Below are 20,543 nucleotides of genomic sequence, written 5' to 3' on the forward strand. Positions count from 1 at the left end.
GCCGTGCAACGCGGCCTGCTCAACGGGTCGTCGGGTTGACGATCACCGTGCAGGTGATGCCTGCCGCCAGCAGCACGCCTTCGGGCACCTCATCGATATGAATGCGCACCGGCACCCGCTGGGCCAATCGCACCCAGTTGAAGGTCGGGTTCACATCCGCCACCAGCTCACGGCTTTCAGGGTTGTCACGATCGTAGATGCCACGTGAGATGCTTTCCACGTGCCCCTTGAGGGTCTGGCCGCTCATCAGTTGCATATCGGCTGGGTCGCCGACGTTGACGTGGGGCAGCTTGGTTTCCTCGAAGAAGCCATAGACCCAGAACGAGTTCATATCCACCACGGCCATCTTGGCTTCGCCGATGCGCGCATAGTCGCCCCGATGCACATTGAGGTTGGTCACATAACCGTCGACGGCCGCGACCACTTGAGTGCGCTTCAAGTTGAGTTCGGCGGCTTCCAGTTGCGCCAGCGCTTGCTGGTAATCGGCCAATGCCGAGTCGGCAATGTTGCTGGCGTCGTCACGGTTTTCCTTGGAGATCACCAGGGCGTCGAGGTCGGCACGGCGGTGGGCATTGACCTTGCGCATTTCCCAGGTGGCTTTACGCGAGGCCACCAGCGCTTGCGCCTGTTTGACCGCGATGCGGTAATGCTCGGGGTCAATCTGCATCAGCAGATCGCCCTTTTTCACCTGTTGGTTGTCACGCACCGGCACGTCCACCACTTCGCCAGTCACGTCGGCGGCGACGTTGATGATATCGGCGCGCACACGGCCGTCGCGGGTCCACGGGGTTTGCATGTAGTGCACCCACAGCGTGCGGCCAATCCAGATGGCCAGGGCCAGCACCAGCAAGGTCGCAAGCAGACTGAAAAACTTTTTCATCGGGGCATTCTCAACGGTAGACGGTCAGCGCCAGGGCACCGAACAGGCAAACGAACAGGCTCAGGCGCAACAACGCCGGGTGCCAGAAAAAACGGTACAGGTCGAACCCGGCCAGGAAGCGGTCCACGCCCCAGGCCAGCCCCGCCGCGATCAGGAACATCAGGGTCATGGTCGGCATGTAGAGGCCGTGGAACGCGATTTCACGGGGCATGCGTGACTCCTTGCGTGGCGCCCTTGAGGGCCGCCAGTGGTGATTGCGGGTCCAGCAGCGAGGTGCGGATAAAATGCAGATAGCTTTTCACCCGGCGCAGGGCCGAAGTGTCGAAGTGCGGGGCGAAAGGTTCGTCGGTGGCCTGCACGCGGCTGATGGCGTGGTCGACTGCGATCAGGCCGCGCTCCAGGTTGCTCGCGCTGGGTTGCAGGAACAGTCGCACCAGTGAGCGGCCCATCACGCGGATCGCCTGGCGCCACGGCTGGGATTCGGCATACGCCGGGTGCACCGGCAGGATCGCCTGTTCCTTGCGCAACTCGATGATCGCGTGGCCGACTTCCAGCACCACGAACATCCAGCGCAGCAGGTCGCGCTGCACCTGCGGCTGGCCGACCGCCAGGCCGTAGGCCTGGTGCAGCAGGTCGCGAGTGCGGCTTTCGAAGCTCGACGCCAGGCCCTTTAGCTTTCCGCTGATCGCATACACCACCTGTTCACGCAGGTCCTGCTCCAGGCGACGCCACAGCCAGCGACTGTTGGGCGGCAGAATGATCGCCCCCGCCGCCGCGCACACCAGCATGCCGATGACCATCGCGATGTAGTCGTTGATGAAGGTGTAGGGGTTGTAGATCGTGAGGTTGTCCGGCACCGAGCCGGTGCTGAAAAAGATCAGCAGGCCCACGCCTACGCCGGCGTATTGCGGGCGTGAAGCGAGAAACGCACCGCAGATGATGACGGGGGCGAGCATCACGCACAGCAGCGGGAAACCGTCGATCCACGGGAACACAAAAAACATTTCGACGAAGCCCACCAGCGCACCGATCAAGGTACCGCAGGCCATCTGGAACGCCATGCGCTTGGGGTTGGGCGTCGCCGCAGACAGCCCGACCGTAGCGGCGGCGATCAAGGTCATGGTTGCGCCGCTTGGCCAGGCGGTGGCCACCCAGTAACTGCCGAGTACGATCAGGATGAACGACGCGCGGATCCCGGAAGCGGCGCAGGCCAGCCAGTTGGTCTTTGGCGTATAGGGCTCGTCCCAGTCTTCCCGAGCGTGGCTGTGGTCGGCCAGGGAAGCGTGGGTCAGCGCGTAGTTGTGCAAGTCATCGACAAAGCGGTAAAGCAACTCGTAGGCAGTGTGGAAATCCAGCTGCTCAGCCTCGGTGGGTTCGCCCTCCTGGAAGGCCGCACGCAGGCTGCGCACCGTGGCCGGCAGACCGTCCTTGTAGGCGCTCAGTTGGTTGGCCAGCCGTGCGGCGTCAGAGCTGGTGAGGGCACGGCCGGAAAAACCGTCGAGCACTTCGGCCAGGACTTGCAAACCGGGCTTGATCGCCGCGACGACGTGGTCAGCCTCATCGGTGCGCAGCCGCTCCAACAATTGGTGCAAGGCGTTAAAGCGCGTGGTGATGCTCATGAACTCGCTGTTGAGGCGGCTGAGGCGACCATTGCGCCGCCGCATATGCGGGTCTTCGAACACGGTGACGCTGCGCAACCCTTCCAGGCCCACGGCTTCGGCGATAAAACGCACGTTGCTGGCCTCGAAGCCTTCGCGCTGGCTGCGCCCACGCAGGCCATCGGTCACGAACAAGGCAAACACGCCGAAGCGTTGGTACAGGGCATTGCGCATTGCCGCGCTGGAGGTCTGCGGCAGGAACGCCGCGCTGACCAGCGTGGAACACAGGATTCCCAGGGAGATTTCCAGTACGCGCCATACCGCCGCCAAGAACGCGCCATCCGGGTGGGCCAGGGCCGGCAAGCCGACCATCGCCGCCGTGTAGCCCGCCAACACGAACCCATAGGCGCGAAAGTTGCGGTTACGCGTCGCACCGGCCGTACACAGGCCGACCCAGATCGCCAGGGCGCCGAGGAACAGTTCGGTGTTCTGCGCAAACAGGGCGATCAGCAAGACCATCACCGCCGAGCCCGCCAGGGTGCCGAGGAAACGGTAGAAGCTCTTGGCGAACACCTGGCCGCTTTGCGGCTGCATCACGATGAAAACCGTGATCATTGCCGTGCGCGGTTGCGGCAGTTCCAGGCGCATGGCCAGCCACAAGGTGAGGAACGCAGCGATCAGCACCTTGAAGATGTAGACCCAGGTCACGCCGTCGCTGCGCGCCCAGTCGAAGAAACCACGGCGCCACTCAAGGGAGTGCAGCCAGCGCAGCGGTGCAGGCAAAGGAGTCATCACAGGCTACTCAGTGGTCAAACACGGCGAGCGCCGCCGGGGTCTTGCTTGGGAGGGTCTTGGCCGGTTGCGGCACATCGTTGCCGGCCCCGAGGCCGCCACCCAGGGCGGTCACCAGTTCGGCGTGAGCGCTCAAGCGTGCGGCCTGCACCTGTTGCTCGATCTGTTGCTGGCGGAACAGCAAGGTCTGGGCGTTCAGCACGTTGAGGTAATCCGTGAGGCCGCGTTGGTAGGCGATCATCGCGATGTCATAGGTTTTCCGGGCCGACGCCACCGACTGCGCGGCGAAGGCCGCCTGCTTGTCCATGGACTCGCGGCGGATCAACTGGTCGCTGATGCTTTTGAGCGCGTTGACCAGCGTCTGGTTGTACTTGGCCACGGCGATGTCATAACCGGCACTCGCCTCACCCAATTGCCCGCGCAGGCGGCCACCGTCGAAAATCGGCAAGGTGATCGCCGGGCCGACGGTGTAGTTGAATTTCTGCCCACTGAGGAAGCCCAGCGCGGTGCCACCGGTGGCCATGTAGCCGAGGCTGCCGACCAGATCCACGTTGGGGTAGAAACCGGCATGGGCGACATCGATACCCCGGGCCTGGGCAGCGACCTGCCAGCGGCTGGCGACCACGTCGGGGCGCTGGCCGAGCAACTGCGCGGGCAGGCTGGACGGCAGTTTCAACGGGGCGGTGAGGGATAGCGTCGGGCGCTGCAAGGTCGCGCCCTCCCCCGGGCCTTTGCCGGCCAACGCCGCCAACTGGTTACGGCTCAAGGCGATTTCTTCGTCCAGGGCGTCCAGTTGGCGATGGGTTTCCGGCAATGGGGTTTCGGCCTGGCTGACGTCGAAGTGGGTGCCGATCCCCGCGTTCAGGCGCTTGTTGGCAAGCTCCAGGATCTGCTCTTGCTGGGCCAGGGTGGCGGCGACGATATCGCGGCTGGCGTAATGCAGCGACAGCTGGATATAGGCGCGCACGACGTTGTTCTGCAATTCGAGCTGGGCCTGGCGCGCCTCGGCGGCGCTCATGTGGGCCAGGTCGACAGCGCGTTCCGTGGTATTGCTTTCACGGCCCCACAGGTCGAGCGCATAACTCAGGCCGAGCGTGGAACTGTTGTCCCAGGTGTTCGCGCCACTCAACTCGCCAGGACCGTAGAACTGGTCCTTGGGCCAGTTGTGGCGCTTGAGAGTGGTGTCGCTGTTGACCTGCAACGACTCGGCCGACTCGGCCACCCCAGCCATGGCCCGCGCCTCACGCACCCGCGCGGCGGCCATGGCCATGCTCGGGCTGTTTTGCGTGGCACGTTCAACCCAGCGGTTCAGTTGCGGGTCGTTGTAGGCTTGCCACCACTGGGCGGTGGGCCAGTGGGCGTCCTGGACGGCGTTCTGGATGGCTTCGTCGGTGGCCAGGGTATTGGCGTTGAGGACCTGGCCTTGTGGGGCAATGCCTCCGGTTCCGATGCAGCCGCTGATTGCTAACGATAAAGCCCAAACACTGAGAGTCTTCAGCTCTCTGCTGATGCGGCACGGCACGGCAAGCGAATTCCTGAGGTGGTGGTGCGGGGAAGGTGGCGCAATTCTAGGCGGCGGCATGCAGGACGATAAGCTGGTATTCCTGTGAATCTTTGTTACCGTTCAGGCGATAATCCATTGGTAGGGATCACTGGTCGGCGTAACTTTCTGTCACAATTTGTCATCTCCCCTGAGAACACTCCATGGACACTTTGCAAAACATGCGCGCGTTCAGTTGCGTCGCCGAAGCCGGCAGCTTTACCGCCGCCGCCGCGCAGCTGGATACCACCACGGCCAACGTGTCGCGCGCGGTCTCCAACCTCGAGGCCCATCTGCAAACCCGCTTGTTGAACCGCACCACCCGCCGCATCGCGCTGACCGAAGCCGGCAAACGCTATTTGCTGCGTTGCGAGCAGATCCTCGCCTATGTCGAGGAAGCCGAGGCTGAGGCCAGTGATGCGCATGCGCGCCCCGCCGGGCAACTGAAAGTGCACACCATGACCGGCATCGGCCAGCATTTCGTGATCGACGCGATTGCCCGCTACCGGCGTACCCACCCCGACGTAACCTTCGACCTGACCCTGGCCAACCGCGTGCCGGACCTGCTCGACGAGGGTTACGACGTATCGATCGTGCTGGCCAGCGAGCTGCCGGATTCGGGTTTTGTGTCCCAACGCCTGGGCATCACCTACAGCATTGCGTGTGCCTCGCCGGACTACGTCAAGGCCAAGGGTTGCGCGCAGCGCCCACAGGACTTGCTCAACCATGCCTGCCTGCGCCTGGTCAGCCCGGTGATCCAACTGGATAAATGGACTTTCAATGGCCCTGAAGGCCAGGAAAGCGTGGCGATCAACACCTCGCCGTTCCTGGTGAACTCGGCCGATGCGATGAAAACCGCCATCACCAGCGGTATGGGCGTCGGCCTGCTGCCGGTGTACGCCGCCATCGAAGGCCTGCGCAACGGCACATTGGTCCGGGTCATGCCGACCTACCGCTCGCAAGAGCTGAACCTGTACGCCATCTACCCGTCGCGCCAATACCTGGATGCGAAGATCAAGACCTGGGTGGAATACCTGCGCGGGTCGTTGCCGGAGATCCTGGCGGCGCACCAGGCGGAGCTGGCCGCGTATGAGCTGAGCAGCGGCGTTCGCCTCGCGACTTTGTAGTGAGCGGGCTTGCCCCGCGCTGGGTGGCAAAGCCGCCCTGATAAGTCCGCCGCGGTGTTTCAGAAAGACCGAGGCGCCTGGGTTTGGGGCGGCTGCGCCACCCAGCGCGGGGCAAGCCCGCTCACTACAGTGGTGTTGCGTTGGGGGGATAAATGTTAGCGTGCTTGGCATTCTTCCGTAGTCGATGAGCCCGCCTGCAATGAAAAAGACTGTCCTTGCCTTCAGCCGTATCACCCCGCCCATGATCGAACGCCTGCAACAGGAGTTCGAGGTGATCGTGCCCGACCCCAAGCGCGGCGACATCAACGCTCAATTCAATGACGCCCTGCCCCATGCCCACGGCCTGATTGGCGTGGGCCGCAGGCTGGGCCGTGCGCAACTCGAAGCGGCGAGCAAGCTGGAAGTGGTATCCAGTGTCTCGGTGGGTTACGACAACTATGACCTGCCCTACTTCAACGAGCGCGGGATCATGCTCACCAATACCCCCGATGTACTCACCGAAAGCACCGCCGACCTGGCCTTCGCCCTGCTGATGAGCAGCGCGCGCCGCGTGGCCGAGCTGGATGCCTGGACCAAGGCCGGCCAGTGGAAAGCCAGCGTCGGCGCACCGTTGTTCGGCTGCGATGTGCACGGCAAGACCCTCGGTATCGTGGGCATGGGTAATATTGGCGCAGCGGTGGCCCGACGGGGTCGCCTGGGTTTCAATATGCCGATCCTGTACAGCGGCAATAGTCGCAAGACGGCGCTGGAGCAGGAGCTGGGCGCGCAGTTCCGTAGCCTGGACCAATTGCTGGCCGAAGCCGACTTCGTGTGCCTGGTGGTGCCGTTGAGCGAAAAGACCCGCCACCTGATTAGCACCCGCGAGCTGGGACTGATGAAGTCCAGCGCGATCCTGATCAATATTTCCCGTGGGCCTGTCGTCGACGAACCGGCGTTGATCGAAGCCCTGCAAAACCAGCAAATTCGCGGTGCCGGTCTGGATGTGTATGAACAGGAGCCATTGGCCGAGTCGCCGTTGTTTCAACTGAGCAATGCCGTGACGCTGCCGCACATCGGCTCGGCGACGCATGAAACTCGCGAAGCCATGGCCAACCGTGCCTTGGATAACCTGCGCAGCGCCTTGCTGGGGCAGCGTCCGCAGGACTTGGTGAACCCACAAGTGTGGAAGGGCTGATACAGATCCACGGTGGGGGGAGCCGGCCAGCAACAAAATCCGGTTAAAGCCTGGCTCCCCCGAGTCGATAACCTGCTACAGATCACAGTCCCTGATCCACAGAAGGTTTTTATGTCCACCACCAAAGCCCGCGCAGACTCACTCTCGCTTCTGCTCTTTACCTTGCGCAGCGGCAAGCTGATGGCGATCAACCTGCTGAAAGTCAGTGAAATCATCCCCTGCCCGCCGTTGACCCGACTGCCGGAGTCGCACCCCCACGTCAAAGGCATCGCCACCTTGCGCGGCGCTTCGCTGTCGGTGATCGACCTGAGCCGCGCCCTGGGGGAAATGCCCCTGCAAGACCCCGACGGCGGCTGCCTGATCGTCACCGATGTCAGCCGCTCCAAGCAGGGCCTGCATGTGCAGGCGGTGAGCAAGATCGTGCACTGCCTGACCACTGATATCCGCCCACCGCCTTATGGCTCCGGTGGCAATCGTGCCTTTATCACTGGGGTTACCCAGGTGGAAGGCGGGTTGGTGCAAGTGCTGGATATCGAGAAAGTCATCCATGGCATCGCCCCGGCCCCGATTGAAGCGGCGCCGACCGACCTGACCATGGAAGAAGCCGAAGTTCTCGGCCATGCCCGCATCCTGGTGGTGGATGACAGCCAGGTCGCCTTGCAACAGTCGGTACATACCCTGCGCAACCTCGGCTTGACCTGCCACACCGCCCGCAGCGCCAAGGAAGCAATTGATGTGCTGCTGGAGCTGCAAGGCACTGACGCGCAGATCAACGTGCTGGTGTCGGACATCGAGATGTCTGAAATGGACGGTTACGCCCTCACCCGCACCTTGCGCGAAACTCCGGACTTCCAGGACCTTTATGTGCTGCTGCACACCTCGCTGGACAGCGCGATGAACAGCGAGAAAGCGCGCTTGGCCGGGGCCAACGCGGTGCTGACCAAGTTCTCCTCGCCAGACCTGACCAAATGCCTGGTGGTCGCCGCCCAGAGCGTGGCGCAAAAAGGTCTGTGAGGCATGCGGGAATACTTCCAGCTGCTGCGCCGTGACCTGACGGGCAGCCTGCCCGCGCCACAGTGGCCGGCGGGTATTGAGCTGGATCATTACCGCGCCGAACTGGCCCCAGCCATCCATTCAGTCTTGCGCCTGACCCAGGACCAGGGTGGCGGTCGCGTGGCCAGCCTGGAGCAATGGCAACATCAATTCATCACGGATGCCGAGTTCGACCCGACGCTGTGCCTGGTGGCCAGTAACGCCGACGGCGTGCTCGGCGTGGCTCAATGCTGGACCAGCGCCTTTATCAAGAACCTCTCGATTCACCCCTGCGCCCAAGGCCAGGGGCTGGGGCGTGCGTTGTTGCTGCTGGCCTTTGCAGTGTTCAAGCAGCGCGGCGAACCCTATGTGGACCTCAAGGTGCTGGAGAGCAACCTGCGCGCGCGGCAGCTCTATGAAAGCGCAGGTATGAGATTTGTCCTACGCGATGTAGTGATAGAGGACTGACAGGCACTGGCGTGTAACTTGCTTCAAGAGAGCCCGAATGGTGGATAGAGGTAAAAAACCCGTCACCGTTCCTGCGTGCCCTCTGACCTTGCCTGGTGACAGAACTTGCCCATGAACACTCATTTTTCCTGCGTAGGTTGCGGCAAGTGCTGCACCGACCACCACGTCCCCCTGACCCTCGACGAAGCCCGGCAATGGGCGGCGGATGGCGGTAATGTGATCGTTCTTGTAGAAGGTTTCCTGGCCAGTGGCCTGGGGGTGCCGCAGCAGCAGCGCGAACACGCCGAGCGCCGTTCGGTAAAAGTGCCCAGCGGCAATACCGAGGCATTAGTGGCAATCACCTTTGCCGCCTACAACGCCGGGCGCTGCCGGAATCTTGACGAAGACAACCGCTGCGGCATCTACGAGCGGCGCCCGCTGGTGTGTCGGATATACCCGATGGAAATCAACCCGCATATTCCGCTGAACCCGGCGGCCAAGGATTGCCCACCGGAATCCTGGGAACAAGGGCCGGCCCTGATCGTCGGGGGTGAGCTGACGGACCCTGCGTTGGCGGAGCTGATTCGTCGCTCACGCCAGGCTGACCGTGATGATGTACAGACCAAAGAGGCGGTGTGCGCCTTACTCGGCATCCGCACCACAGCGCTGAAGGGTGACGGTTTTACGGCCTACTTACCGGACATGCACGCCTTTACCCAGGCGATCGAGTTGGCGGTTGACCAGCCGTATGCGGCCCATGAGTGGGTGTTTCATGTGTCCGGGATGGATATCGCCGAACAGGTGCTGGATGCCGGGGCACAAATCGTTACCGAAGTGCCTGCCAACTATGCATTCATCTCCTTGCGCGCCGCCTGACCATGGGGAAACGGGCGATCATGGACAGGCATGCAGCCCGTTAACAGGGTAAGAGTGCAGGATGCGTCGGTACTCGCCGTTCTGCATCAGTTGTTCGAGCGCACGGTTGAGTTCACTGCGTAACGCCGTATCGGGCTTACGCACCGCAATCGCCACGCTGTTACCCAATAGTTGCGACGAGACGACAGGGCCGAGGAAGTCGAAACCCAGGCCGTCGGGTGTGTCGAGCAGCGCTTCACGGATTTCCACAGTACCTTGCAGCGTCGCATCGATGTCACCCGCGACCAGGCTGCGAACCAGCTGGTCATTGAGCCAGAAACTCTTGATGGTCACCCCTGCCGGCGCCCACTGCGAGAGGGCAAAGGCTTCACGGTTACTTTTCACCAGGACACCGACACGCTTGCCCTTGAGCGATCGCCGATCCGGAGTCAGACCCGATGATCTACGAGCCACCAGGCGGGTGGTGATCGGGTAGAGATCATCCGTGAAGTTCACCCACTGGCGCCGGGCCGATGTCGGCGCCATGCCCATGATCGCGTCGAATTGCCGAGCTTCAAGGGCAGGGAAGTTTTCCACAACCACCTGGTCAACCCAGGTACAACGCACATTGAGCTGCACGCACAGGGCGTTGCCCAATTCGATATTCAGCCCCACCAGTTGGCCTTGCTGATTGCGGCTTTGAAACGGGGGAAAATGCGCGGCGACGGCAAAACGGATTTCGTGTCTGGGTGGATCACTGGCAGCGGCAGTGCTGAACATGACGAGCAGCAGTAATACGGCAAACGCAACACAGAGCTGTTTCAGCATCAGGGGGATATCCTTTCCGGAAAAGCCAGCCTCATCTCACCTTCGCTCCGGCAAAAACAACCGGAGCGAAGCGGATACCGTGCAAGCTTTCAAGAAAGGTCCGCGGGCCGACAATACGAAATTTCAGCTATTGCCGTAGGCAATGATCGGTATTGCCCGCGATTTTTTACTCTTAACGTTTACCCATGGAACGGCGAGTACCGGGTGGCGCCATACCTGGCGTCTTGGTATGACCATTCTTGACACCGCCCTTGTACCAAGGCTGGCCGGCATTCTTGGCCCCGGCCAGTTCACCCGGCTTGAAAGGGAACTTGAAAGCCGGGATCTCGGCTTTTTCAACGCCGTCGGGATTGGCCGTATCAACGAGGTCGGTCGCTTCAACAGCGGGTTGGGTCGGGGAAGTCATGAAAGCTCCGGAGCGGGCAAAAAATGGAGAGGGACCGGCTTGCAGGCCACACTGGCGCGCAGTATACCTGCGGCCCTCGTATCTTTATCTATTGTCGTACGAATGGTCGGACCTTAACTGACAGCGCCGTCAGACAGCGGTCACTTTGCTGACCGGGTCGGCGAGCTATAAAGGTTCATTCATTCTTACGATCCTTTGCCCTGGCGCCTCACCTATGCAAATAAAACGAAACACGGCCCTGCTGGTGGGCGTCCTTTTGGTGCTGGCGGTTGCAGCCTGGGCATTGACCCGCCCCGCCAAGACCAAACTGGCTGCACCGGCTGCCATTCCGGTGCGTGTGGTGAGCGTTGCACAACAGGATGTCCCGCGTTTCGTCAGTGGTATCGGTTCGGTGCTGTCGCTGCACAGTGTGGTGATTCGCCCGCAAATCGACGGCATCCTGACCAGACTGCTGGTCAAGGAAGGCCAGTGGGTCAAGGCCGGCGACCTGCTGGCAACCCTCGACGACCGCTCGATCCGCGCCAGCCTCGACCAGGCCAGGGCACAGTTGGGAGAAAGCCAGGCCCAGTTGCAGGTGGCGTTGGTCAACCTCAAGCGCTACAAGGCATTGAGCGTTGACGACGGCGTATCCAAGCAGACCTACGACCAGCAACAAGCCTTGGTCAATCAGCTCAAGGCCACGGTCCAGGGGAACCAGGCCGCTATCGACTCGGCTCAGGTGCAACTTTCCTATACGCAGATACGCTCGCCAGTCAGCGGCCGCGTCGGTATTCGCACCGTGGATGAGGGTAACTTCCTGCGTATGAGTGATACCCAGGGCCTGTTCTCCGTCACGCAGATCGACCCGATTGCCGTCGAATTTTCCCTGCCACAGCAAATGCTGCCGACCCTGCAAGGCTTGATCGCCGCGCCGACCCAGGCCAACGTCGATGTCTACATGGGCGCCGACACCGACGGCCAGACCGGCGACCTGCTCGCCGAAGGCCATTTGAGCTTGATCGACAACCAGATCAACTCCACCACCGGCACCCTGCGCGCCAAAGCCGAATTCAACAACGCCGCCCAGCGCCTGTGGCCGGGGCAGCTGGTGACCCTGAAGATCCAGACCGCCGTGGACAACAATGCCTTGGTGGTACCGCCGACCGTGGTGCAACGCGGCCTGGACTCGCACTTCGTGTACCGGGTCAGCGGTGACAAGGTTGAAGTGGTGCCGGTGCAAGTGGTCTACCAGAACAGCGACCTCAACATCATCAAGGGGGTACAGGCCGGGGACGTGCTGGTCAGCGATGGTCAGTCGCGGCTCAAGGCCGGGGCGCGGGTGGAGGTGCTCAAGGAACCGCCCCAAGTGATCCAGACCGTTGCCCCTCAGGTGCAACCATGAGCGGCAGCCGTTCGCCTTCCGCGTGGTGCGTCGACCATCCGGTTGCCACCCTGCTGCTGACCTTCGCCCTGGTGTTGCTGGGGCTGATTGCCTTCCCACGCCTGGCCGTCGCCCCACTGCCGGAAGCGGAGTTTCCGACGATCCAGGTCACCGCTACCCTGCCCGGAGCCAGCCCGGACACCATGGCCTCGTCGGTCGCAACGCCCTTGGAGGTGCAATTCAGCGCCATTCCCGGCGTGACCCAGATGACCTCCAGCAGCGCCTTGGGCTCAAGCCTGCTGACCCTGCAATTCACCCTGAACAAAAGCATCGACACCGCGGCACAGGAAGTCCAGGCGGCGATCAACACCGCGTCCGGCAAACTGCCCAGGGACATGCCGAGCCTGCCGACCTGGAAAAAGGTCAACCCGGCAGACAGCCCGGTACTGATCCTCAGCGTCAGCGCCGACAGCATGCCCAGCACCGAACTGAGCGACTACGTGGAAACCCTCCTGGCCCGCCAGATCAGCCAGATCGACGGCGTCGGCCAGATCAACATCACCGGCCAGCAGCGCCCGGCGATTCGCGTGCAGGCCTCGCCGGACAAACTCGCGGCCATCGGCCTGACCCTCGCGGACGTGCGCCTGGCCATCCAGCAGTCAAGTCTGAACCTGGCCAAGGGCGCAATCTACGGGGAGAACAGCGTGTCGACGCTGTCGACCAACGACCAGCTGTTTCACCCGGACGAATACGGCCAACTGATCGTTTCCTACAAGAACGGTGCACCGGTTCAACTGCGTGACATCGCCAAAGTCATCAACGGTTCGGAAAACGCCTACGTACAGGCCTGGTCAGGCGATACGCCCGGCGTCAACCTGGTGATTTCACGCCAGCCGGGCGCCAACATCGTCGAGACCGTGGACCGTATCCAGGCCGCGCTGCCGCGCCTGGAAGGCATGTTGCCGGCTTCGGTCAACGTCAGTGTGTTGAGCGACCGCACCAAGACCATCCGCGCGTCCCTGCATGAAGTGGAAGTGACGCTGTTGATCGCCATCCTGCTGGTGGTGGCGGTGATGGCGCTGTTTCTGCGCCAGTTGTCGGCGACGCTGATTGTGTCCAGCGTGCTTGGCGTGTCGCTGGTCGCCAGTTTCGCGCTGATGTATGTGCTGGGCTTCAGCCTCAACAACCTCACCCTGGTGGCGATCGTGATCGCGGTCGGTTTCGTCGTGGACGACGCTATCGTGGTGGTGGAGAACATTCACCGCCATCTGGAAGCGGGCCTCGACAAACGTGAAGCGGCGATCAAGGGTTCCGGCGAGATTGGCTTTACCGTCGTGTCGATCAGCTTCTCGCTGGTGGCGGCGTTTATCCCGCTGCTGTTCATGGGCGGCGTGGTCGGACGGCTGTTCAAAGAGTTTGCGCTGACGGCCACCTCGACCATTCTGATTTCGGTGGTGGTTTCGCTGACACTGGCGCCCACCCTGGCCGCGCTGTTCATGCGTGCGCCGCCCCACCACGCCCCCGACAAACCCGGCTTCAGCGAACGCCTGCTGGCCGGCTATGCGCGCAACTTGCGCCGCGCGCTGGCCCATCAACGCAGCATGGCGGCGATCTTCCTGGTGACCCTGGCCCTGGCCGTGGTCGGTTATGTGTTTATCCCCAAGGGCTTCTTCCCGGTGCAGGACACCGGTTTTGTACTGGGGACCAGCGAAGCCGCAGCCGACGTGTCTTACCCGGACATGGTCGCCAAACACAAGGCCCTGGCCGAGATCATCAAGGCTGACCCCGCCGTGGAAGCGTTTTCCCATTCGGTAGGCGTGACCGGCAGCAACCAGACCATCGCCAACGGTCGCTTCTGGATCGCCTTGAAAGACCGCGGTGATCGCGATGTGTCCGCCAGCCAGTTCATCGATCGCCTGCGCCCCCAGTTGGCGAAAGTGCCGGGCATCGTGCTGTACCTGCGCGCCGGTCAGGACATCAACCTCAGCTCCGGCCCCAGCCGCGCCCAGTATCAATATGTACTCAAGAGCAACGACGGCCCGACGCTCAACACCTGGACCCAGCGCCTCACCGAAAAACTGCGCGCCAACCCGGCGTTCCGCGACCTGTCCAACGACCTGCAACTGGGCGGCAGCATCACCCACATCAGCATCGACCGCCAGGCCGCCGCACGCTTCGGCCTGACCGCCACCGATGTCGACCAGGCGCTGTACGACGCCTTCGGCCAGCGCCAGATCAACGAATTCCAGACCGAGATCAATCAATACCAGGTGGTACTGGAACTGGACAGCCAGCAGCGCGGCAAGGCTGAAAGCCTGAACTACTTTTACCTGCGCTCGCCGCTGACCAACGAGATGGTGCCTCTGTCGGCCCTGGCCAAGGTCGACCCACCCAGCGTCGGGCCATTGTCCATCAGCCATGACGGCATGTTCCCGGCCGCCAACCTGTCGTTCAACCTGGCGCCCGGCGTCGCACTGGGGGATGCGGTGATCATGCTCAACCAGGCCAAGAATGAAATCGGCATGCCCGCAACCTTGATCGGGACGTTCCAGGGCGCGGCCCAGGCGTTCCAGAGTTCGCTGGCCAGCCAACCCTGGCTGATCCTCGCGGCGCTGGTGGCGGTCTACATTATCCTGGGGGTGCTGTATGAGAGCTTCGTGCACCCGTTGACGATCATCTCCACCTTGCCCTCGGCGGGCCTGGGCGCGCTGATCATGCTGTGGCTGCTGGGCCAGGATTTTTCGATCATGGCGTTGATCGGCCTGGTGTTGCTGATCGGTATCGTCAAGAAAAACGGCATCCTGATGATCGACTTCGCCCTGGAAGCCCAGCGCGTGCGCGGGCTGGCACCGCAAGAGGCGATTTATGAAGCGTGCGTCACGCGGTTCCGGCCGATCATCATGACGACCCTGGCCGCATTGCTCGGCGCGGTGCCGTTGATGCTGGGTTCCGGCCCGGGTGCGGAGCTGCGCCAACCGCTGGGCATTGCCGTGGTGGGTGGCCTGCTGGTGAGCCAGGCGCTGACGCTGTTCACCACGCCGGTCATATACTTGTACCTTGAGAAGATCTTCCACCGGCCCAAGCCAGCGCTTGAGCTGGCGACCCCACATTGAGGCTGAGGCCCGTCCTGGAGCAAACGGCTCATGCGCGTTCTGATTGTTGAAGATGAAGAGAAAACCGCGGACTACCTGCACCGTGGTTTGACCGAGCAAGGCTACACCGTCGATGTGGCACGCGAAGGTGTCGAGGGTTTGCACCTGGCGCTGGAAAATGACTACGCAGTGATCGTGCTCGATGTGATGCTGCCCGGCCTCGACGGCTTCGGCGTGTTGCGTGCATTGCGCGCGCGCAAGCAGACGCCGGTGATCATGCTCACCGCCCGCGAGCGCGTGGAGGACCGTATTCGTGGCCTGCGCGAAGGCGCCGATGACTATTTGGGCAAACCGTTTTCGTTCCTGGAACTGGTGGCGCGCCTGCAAGCGTTGACCCGCCGCAGTGGCGGGCATGAGCCGGTGCAGGTCACCGTCGCCGACCTGTGGATCGACCTGATCAGCCGCAAGGCCAGCCGTAATGGCGTGCGCCTGGACCTGACGGCGAAAGAGTTCTCGCTGCTCAGTGTATTGGCGCGACGCCAGGGCGAAATCCTGTCCAAGACCGCCATTGCGGAAATGGTCTGGGACATCAACTTCGACAGTGACGCCAACGTGGTGGAAGTTGCCATCAAGCGCCTGCGCGCCAAGCTCGACGGGCCGTTCGAGGAGAAACTGCTGCACACCATTCGCGGCATGGGTTATGTACTGGAAAGCCGTGTGCTGGAGAACCCAAGTGGCCGCTAACTCGATCGCCCTGCGCCTGAGCGGCATGTTCACCCTGGTCGCGCTGCTGATCTTCGTGCTGATCGGCGGCGCGTTGTACCAGCAAGTGGACCGTGGCCTGGGCTTGCTGCCCGGCGCCGAGCTGGATGCCCGCTACAGCGTGCTGGAGTCTTCGGTGACACGCTTCGGTACGCCGGAGCACTGGGCGAAGATCACCGCCAAACTCAAGCTGCTGGGTGAGGAAGACAAACGCATCCGGTTTTGGGTGGTCAGCAGCGACTCTCAGTATGAATACGGTGAGCCGGATGCACGGATTCGCGCCTTTGCCGCCGGCCCCACCGGCAAGCGCGACCTGCGTCTGCCGGGGCATGAATATCCGTTCAAAGTGCTGGTGAGCCAGTTTCCGGCCAAAGAACAACGCCCGCCCTTGCGCTTCCTGATTGCCATCGACACCGAGAACTTCCGCGCCACCCAGCACCAACTGTTGATGGCCCTGATCGGCCTGGCCTTTGTCGGTGTAGTGCTGGCGGCTCTGCTGGGATTCTGGGTCTCGCGCATCGGGCTCAAGCCCTTGGGCAAGCTCTCGGACGAAGCGCAGAAGCTTGCGCCACCCAAACTCTCCGGGCGGCTGCAGTTGTCGCCGCTGCCGCCGGAACTGAGCCAGTTCGTCAACTCGTTCAACTCCACCCTGGACCGGGTGGAACAAGCCTACTCACGCCTGGAATCGTTCAACGCCGACGTGGCGCACGAGCTGCGTTCGCCGCTGACCAACCTGATCGGCCAGACCCAGGTCGCGCTGACACGGGGGCGCTCGGCGGAGCATTACTTCGAGGTACTGCAATCGAACCTTGAAGAGCTGGAACGCCTGCGTTCAATCATCAATGACATGCTGTTCCTGGCCAGCGCCGATCAGGGCAGCAAGGCGACCAAGCTGATTGAAAGCTCACTGGCCGATGAGGTGGCCACCACCCTCGATTACCTGGACTTCATCCTCGAAGATGCCCAGGTCAAAGTGCAGGTACGTGGCGACGCCTTGGTCCATATCGAAAAGGCCCACCTGCGCCGTGCGCTGATCAACCTGCTGAGCAATGCCGTGCAGCACACCGCGCCGGGGCAGGTCATCGACGTGATCATTGAACAGCAAGCGCATCAGGTGACGATCGGCGTGACCAACCCTGGCGACGAGATTGCCGGCGAGCATTTGCCACGCTTGTTCGAACGTTTTTATCGGGTGGATGCGTCGCGCAGCAACAGCGGAGCGAACCACGGATTGGGGCTGGCCATCGTCAAGGCGATTGCGCTGATGCATGGAGGGGATGTGTTTGTACACAGTGAGGGTGGCGGCAACACCTTTGGCATCACCCTGCCAATCTGAATCCGCCGGCAAATGTGGGAGGGGGCTTGCTCCCGATAGCGGTGCATCAGTCAAGAATGTAGCGACTGATACTCTGCCATCGGAAGCAAGCCCCCTCCCACACATGAAACCAAACACATCAGCCAAGCCAAACTGTTGCGGTTTTGGCAACAGTCATTATCTTGTTACACTCTGTATCGCACCGCTCACCTGCGTTACTTTGACGCATCGATGAGCGCGATGGCAAAGACAGCTTCCCGCTCACCCGAATTTCCCTCGACTTATTTCCAGGGCTCTACACTGGGAATTCGTCTTAAAGCCGCTGACTTCAGCGGCTTTTTTTTGCCGTTAAAAAAGGCCAGGCATCCCCTACGACATTGGCCGTCAATGATTGACCAAAGGAGCTTCACTGGTGAAAACCTCGCTGACATTCACCCCGTTATTTGTCGCTATTGCAGCAACGATCACCTCTCTCGCCCACGCCGCCGACCCGACCTCCACCGATGGTTTCGTCGAAGGCTCGCACCTCAACATCAACACCCGCAACTACTACATGAACCGCGACCGTCGCGACATTCACACCGATGACAGCAAGGAGTGGGGCCAGGGTTTTATCGGCACCTTCGAGTCCGGTTACACCCAAGGCACGGTCGGATTCGGCCTGGACCTCAATGCCATGCTCGGCCTCAAGCTTGACGGCGGTGGCGGCACCGACGGTTCCAGCATCCTTCCTTATGGCAGCGGCAACGGCAAAGCCCCCGGCTCGTTCTCCACCGCCGGCGGCACCTTGAAAATGCGTGCTTTGGACACCGAGCTGAAAGCCGGTGACCTGTTGCTCAACAACCCGGTAATCGCCGGCGGCATGACCCGCATGTTGCCGCAGACCTTCCGTGGCGTGAGCCTGGCCAACCACAGTTTCGACGGTTGGATGATCGAAGGCGGCCAGGCCAGTTTCACCAAGCTCTACAACCAGAGCGGCCACCGCCGTATCGGCACCAGCTACGGCACCCTGCCGGACCACACCGACAGCCGACACCTGAACTGGGCCGGCGTATCGTTCAGCGGTGTTGCGGGCCTCACCAGCAATCTATACGCCTCCGAACTCAAGGACGTCTGGCATCAGTACTACTACGACCTGGACTACACCTACACGCTGAACGACCTGGTCAGCCTCAACCCTGGCCTGCACTACTATCACACCCAGGACACCGGGCAATCGTTGCTGGGCAGCATCGACAACAACACCTACAGCCTGCACCTGACCGTGGGCATCGGCCATCACAGCGTCACCGCCGCCTACCAACGGGTCAACGGCAACACGCCATTCGACTACATCACCCAAGGCGACAGCATTTACCTGGATAACTCCCAGCAATACTCGGACTTCAACGGACCTGGCGAGCGCTCGTGGAAGCTCAAGTACGCTTATGATTTTGCCGGCCTCGGTCTGCCTGGCCTGACCTCAGCCGTCTCGTACATCAGCGGCAAGACCGACCTGACCAAGGTCGACCCCAACAGCCGTGGCTACAGCGCCTGGTATAGCGCTGACGGTAAGGACGCCAAGCACTGGGAACGCGACATCGACCTCAAATACGTGGTACAGGGCGGCAAGGCCAAGAACCTGGCCGTGCGCCTGCAATGGGCGACCAACCGCGGGGGCAATGGCTACTCGGCGGTAGACCGGGATGTGGATGAATACCGCGTGATCGTGGACTACCCGATCAACGTGTTCTGATCAAAAAACTTTTCTTATTAACCAATGATTTAATTTTCATCGTGCAGAACTAAACTGCCAGTATCTTCCTGTTGAAGTCTGCGCGATGAGCCAACCCCGCATTCGTAAATTGCCCGTCCGTTCGGAACTGTTGCTGCTTTTGGGCAGTAGCCTGACCGTAATCCTGATCGTGGTGATCGTCACCGCGCTGCTAAGCCGTGAACACGCCAGCACCCTGCAGGCGGCCAAGCGCATGACCACCAACATCGCCCAGCTGATCAACGCCGATGTGCTGCGCAACGTCGAACTCTACGATCTGGCATTGCAGGGTCTGATCGCGGCCACCTCGTACAAGGACTTGACGTCGGTGCCTGCGGACATCCGGCACCTGGTGCAGTTTGATCAATCCAACGCGGCGCCCTTCAAAGGCGAAGTACTGTTACTGGATGCCAATGGCGCGGTGATTGCCGACTCCTCGACCCTGCATCCGACACGGCGCAACTTTGCTGATCGCGACTACTTCCTGGTGCAGCAACAGAACCCCGACGCCGGGCTGTTTATCAGCCGCCCGTTCAAGATCCACTGCGACTGCGAGCAAGTGTGGCGTATCGCATTCAGCCGCCGCGTATCCGGGCCCAATGGCGAATTTGCCGGGGTGGCGGTGGCGACCATGCGCCTGGCGTATTTCGATCAATTGTTCAATCGCCTTACCATCGGCAGTGGCAGCTCCGTGAATCTGCTGAGCAACCGCGGCATTCTCCTGGCCCAGCAGCCGTTGCTGGAACGCGACATGATCGACAAAGACCTGAGTGATCGCCCCAACTTCAAGCGCATGCTGCGCGAAGGCGAAGGCAGCTTCCAGGCAGTCTCTACCCTCACCGGGATAGAGCGCCTGTATACGTTCACCAACGTGGGCGACCTGCCGCTGATCGTGGTGGTGGCCCTGTCCAGCGAGGATGTGTTCGCCCCCTGGAAACGTGCCGCGTTGCTGACCAGTGGTGCCACCGGTGTACTGTGCATCGGTTTGTTATGGCTGACCTGGATGCTGCGCCGCGAACTGCGCCGCCGCTATCGCGCCGAACAAGTGCTGTCGGAGTTGGCCGCCACCGACGCCCTGACCGGCCTGGCCAACCGCCGTGTGCTCGACCAACGCCTGCAACTGGAATGGGACCGCGCACAACGCTCGACCGAGCCGCTGACGCTGCTGATGATCGATGTCGATCACTTCAAGGCATTCAACGACCGCCACGGCCATCACGGTGGCGACGAGGCGCTGCGCACGGTTGCCCAGGTGATCAGCGACAACATCCGGCGCCCGGCAGACTTGGCCGCGCGCTACGGTGGAGAAGAGTTTGCGGTGGTGCTGCCGCACACCGACGTCAAAGGTGCCTGGGTGATCGCCGAACATATCCGCAGCAGCGTCGAACACTTGCCACTGGTGCCCGGCGCCGAGCAGCCGATTACCGTGAGCATCGGCATGAGCACCTGGGACAAACACAGCCACATGTCCCTGGAGACGTTATTGCTCAGTGCGGATCAGGCGTTGTATGAGGCCAAGTACTCGGGCCGTAACCGGATAGCAATGAGCGAATAAAAAAAGGCCACCCGAAGGTGGCCTTTC

17 protein-coding genes are annotated in these 20,543 nt (G+C 61.9%); 11 read left to right on the forward strand and 6 right to left on the reverse strand.

The features are described 5' to 3' along the window. Positions 1-19 precede the first annotated feature (19 nt). From ACQRBV_RS04155 to ACQRBV_RS04170, 4 genes are read right to left on the reverse strand one after another with little or no spacing between them, the layout of a single operon-like run. Positions 20-880, reverse strand: a complete 861-nt coding sequence (locus ACQRBV_RS04155; protein WP_411985747.1) for an efflux RND transporter periplasmic adaptor subunit — start codon at positions 878-880, stop codon at positions 20-22. 10 nt (positions 881-890) lie between these two features. Then, a complete protein-coding gene (locus tag ACQRBV_RS04160) occupies positions 891-1,091 on the reverse strand; it encodes a DUF1656 domain-containing protein (RefSeq protein ID WP_060753889.1) in 201 nt (66 codons plus the stop codon). After that, on the reverse strand, positions 1,081-3,270 hold the full coding sequence (locus ACQRBV_RS04165; RefSeq protein ID WP_411985748.1) for an FUSC family protein: 2,190 nt from the start codon (positions 3,268-3,270) through the stop codon (positions 1,081-1,083). The genes ACQRBV_RS04160 and ACQRBV_RS04165 overlap by 11 nt, the downstream gene beginning before the upstream one ends. A 10-nt stretch (positions 3,271-3,280) precedes the next feature. Continuing rightward, positions 3,281-4,792 (reverse strand): efflux transporter outer membrane subunit, encoded by a 1,512-nt coding sequence (locus tag ACQRBV_RS04170; RefSeq protein ID WP_411985749.1) that lies wholly within the window; start codon positions 4,790-4,792, stop codon positions 3,281-3,283. 182 nt (positions 4,793-4,974) lie between these two features. On the opposite strand from ACQRBV_RS04170, the gene ACQRBV_RS04175 reads away from it, so the two are divergent. The 5 genes from ACQRBV_RS04175 (at position 4,975) to ACQRBV_RS04195 (ending at position 9,466) form a co-directional block, all read left to right on the forward strand. Then, positions 4,975-5,937, forward strand: a complete 963-nt coding sequence (locus ACQRBV_RS04175) for a LysR family transcriptional regulator (RefSeq protein WP_060753892.1) — start codon at positions 4,975-4,977, stop codon at positions 5,935-5,937. Between the two features lie 199 nt (positions 5,938-6,136). Next, a complete protein-coding gene (locus ACQRBV_RS04180; protein WP_411985750.1) occupies positions 6,137-7,111 on the forward strand; it encodes a 2-hydroxyacid dehydrogenase in 975 nt (324 codons plus the stop codon). A 111-nt stretch (positions 7,112-7,222) separates the two neighbouring features. Beyond that, on the forward strand, positions 7,223-8,125 hold the full coding sequence (locus tag ACQRBV_RS04185) for a chemotaxis protein (protein WP_060753894.1): 903 nt from the start codon (positions 7,223-7,225) through the stop codon (positions 8,123-8,125). A 3-nt stretch (positions 8,126-8,128) separates the two neighbouring features. Then, on the forward strand, positions 8,129-8,611 hold the full coding sequence (locus tag ACQRBV_RS04190) for a GNAT family N-acetyltransferase (protein WP_411985751.1): 483 nt from the start codon (positions 8,129-8,131) through the stop codon (positions 8,609-8,611). A gap of 111 nt (positions 8,612-8,722) precedes the next feature. Further along, the gene (locus ACQRBV_RS04195; protein WP_104995552.1) at positions 8,723-9,466 is read left to right on the forward strand and encodes a YkgJ family cysteine cluster protein; all 744 of its coding nucleotides are present in this window, start codon (positions 8,723-8,725) and stop codon (positions 9,464-9,466) included. A gap of 18 nt (positions 9,467-9,484) precedes the next feature. On the opposite strand, the gene ACQRBV_RS04200 is transcribed toward ACQRBV_RS04195, so the two are convergent. Further along, positions 9,485-10,273, reverse strand: coding sequence for a transporter substrate-binding domain-containing protein (locus tag ACQRBV_RS04200; protein ID WP_411985752.1), 789 nt, complete (start codon positions 10,271-10,273; stop codon positions 9,485-9,487). Positions 10,274-10,445: 172 nt separating this feature from the next. Beyond that, on the reverse strand, positions 10,446-10,679 hold the full coding sequence (locus tag ACQRBV_RS04205) for a hypothetical protein (protein ID WP_411985753.1): 234 nt from the start codon (positions 10,677-10,679) through the stop codon (positions 10,446-10,448). A gap of 214 nt (positions 10,680-10,893) precedes the next feature. Between ACQRBV_RS04205 and ACQRBV_RS04210 the strand changes: the two genes are divergently transcribed. From ACQRBV_RS04210 to ACQRBV_RS04235, 6 genes are all read left to right on the forward strand, one after another. Beyond that, a complete protein-coding gene (locus tag ACQRBV_RS04210; RefSeq protein WP_104995551.1) occupies positions 10,894-12,060 on the forward strand; it encodes an efflux RND transporter periplasmic adaptor subunit in 1,167 nt (388 codons plus the stop codon). After that, complete coding sequence (locus tag ACQRBV_RS04215) at positions 12,057-15,152, forward strand: multidrug efflux RND transporter permease subunit (RefSeq protein WP_411985754.1); 3,096 nt, start codon at positions 12,057-12,059, stop codon at positions 15,150-15,152. Before ACQRBV_RS04210 ends, ACQRBV_RS04215 begins: the two co-directional genes overlap by 4 nt. A 30-nt stretch (positions 15,153-15,182) precedes the next feature. Next, positions 15,183-15,875 (forward strand): heavy metal response regulator transcription factor, encoded by a 693-nt coding sequence (locus tag ACQRBV_RS04220; protein ID WP_060753901.1) that lies wholly within the window; start codon positions 15,183-15,185, stop codon positions 15,873-15,875. Further along, positions 15,865-17,229: a heavy metal sensor histidine kinase gene (locus ACQRBV_RS04225; protein ID WP_411985755.1), complete on the forward strand. Its 1,365-nt coding sequence runs from the start codon at positions 15,865-15,867 to the stop codon at positions 17,227-17,229. Before ACQRBV_RS04220 ends, ACQRBV_RS04225 begins: the two co-directional genes overlap by 11 nt. Before the next feature lie 391 nt (positions 17,230-17,620). After that, entirely contained in the window at positions 17,621-18,943 is a 1,323-nt protein-coding gene (locus ACQRBV_RS04230; RefSeq protein ID WP_411985756.1) for an OprD family porin, read from the forward strand. A gap of 85 nt (positions 18,944-19,028) precedes the next feature. Beyond that, positions 19,029-20,516: a GGDEF domain-containing protein gene (locus ACQRBV_RS04235; RefSeq protein WP_104995548.1), complete on the forward strand. Its 1,488-nt coding sequence runs from the start codon at positions 19,029-19,031 to the stop codon at positions 20,514-20,516. Positions 20,517-20,543 lie beyond the last annotated feature (27 nt).

Origin of the sequence: Pseudomonas sp. R11F (assembly GCF_050312575.1) — a bacterium.
Classification (GTDB): Bacteria; Pseudomonadota; Gammaproteobacteria; order Pseudomonadales; family Pseudomonadaceae; genus Aquipseudomonas; species Aquipseudomonas palleroniana.